Origin of the sequence: Burkholderia sp. Ac-20345 (genome assembly GCF_017104825.1) — a bacterium.
Classification (GTDB): domain Bacteria; phylum Pseudomonadota; class Gammaproteobacteria; order Burkholderiales; family Burkholderiaceae; genus Burkholderia; species Burkholderia lata_B.
On record NZ_JAAGPO010000495.1, the window covers coordinates 1 to 1,161 of the forward strand.

Genomic DNA, 1,161 nt, shown 5'->3' on the forward strand with positions numbered 1-1,161 from the left:
TGGCTGCGCTGGCCGCTCGCCGTGCTGGTGATCGCCGCGGGCGCGACGCTCGTGCTGCATCGCGACGGCCTGTGGAGCCGCGAGCTCGCCGCGCTGAGCCCCGTGCCGGCGCAAGCGCAGGCACTCGACGCACGGCTGCGCGCCGATGTCGGCGCACCCGACGTGCGCTATCTCGTCGTGATTTCCGCATCGACCGAACAGGCCGCGCTCGAAGGTGTCGAGAAAGTGGCCGCGCAATTGCAGCCGCTCGTCGACCAGGGCGCGCTCGCCGGTTTCGAAAGCCCCGCGCGCTACCTGCCGAGCGACGCCGCGCAGCGCGCGCGCCAGGCGAGCCTGCCCGACGCCGGCGTGCTCGCCGCGCGGATGCACGACGCCGTCGCGAACCAGCCGATCGCGGTCAAGCCCGACCTGTTCGCACCGTTCATCACCGACGTCGACGCCGCACGCCGCGCGCCGCTGCTGACGCGCGCCGACCTGCGCGGCACATCGATGGCGCTCGCCGTCGATGCGCTGCTGACCGAACGTGACGGCCGCTGGAGCGCGATGCTGCCGCTACGCGCGCCGGATGCCGCCCGCACTGCGCACCCGGCATCGAGTCTCGATGCGACGCCGATTCGCGCGGCTGTCGCGCGCGCGGGCGTGCCCGATGCGCTGTTCGTCGACATGAAGGCCGAAGCCGATCGCCTGTACGTGAGCTACGTGCACGAAGACATCCGGCTGTCGCTCGCGGGTTTTGCCGCCATCGCCGTGCTGCTGCTGATCGCACTGCGCTCGCCGCGCCGCGTCGTGCGTGCGCTCGCGCCGCTCGTCGCGGCCGTGCTGGTCGTGACGGCCGGCTTCGCGCTCGCCGGCGTGCAACTGACGATCCTGCATCTCGTCGGGATGCTGCTGATCGTCGCGGTCGGCTCGAACTATGCGCTGTTCTTCTGCAAGCGCGACGACGCGCAGCCCGTCACGCCGTACACACTCGTGTCGCTGCTGATCGCGAATCTCGCGACGGTCGCCGGCTTCGGGTTGCTGGCGCTGTCGCGCGTGCCGCTACTCGAGACCTTCGGGCTGACCGTCGGCCCGGGCGCGATGCTCGCGCTCGCGTTCGCGGCGATTCTCGCGCCGCGCCCGTCCGCGGTCGTCAACCGTCATCGAGGAGGACGCGCATGAGCG

Annotated in this window: 1 pseudogene; it reads left to right on the top strand. The window is 72.0% G+C overall.

Annotation, left to right across the window (positions count from 1 at the left end):
• A pseudogene (locus G3O06_RS48230) lies at nt 1-1,158 on the top strand (MMPL family transporter); the annotation flags it as partial.
• Between the last annotated feature and the right edge of the window lie 3 nt (nt 1,159-1,161).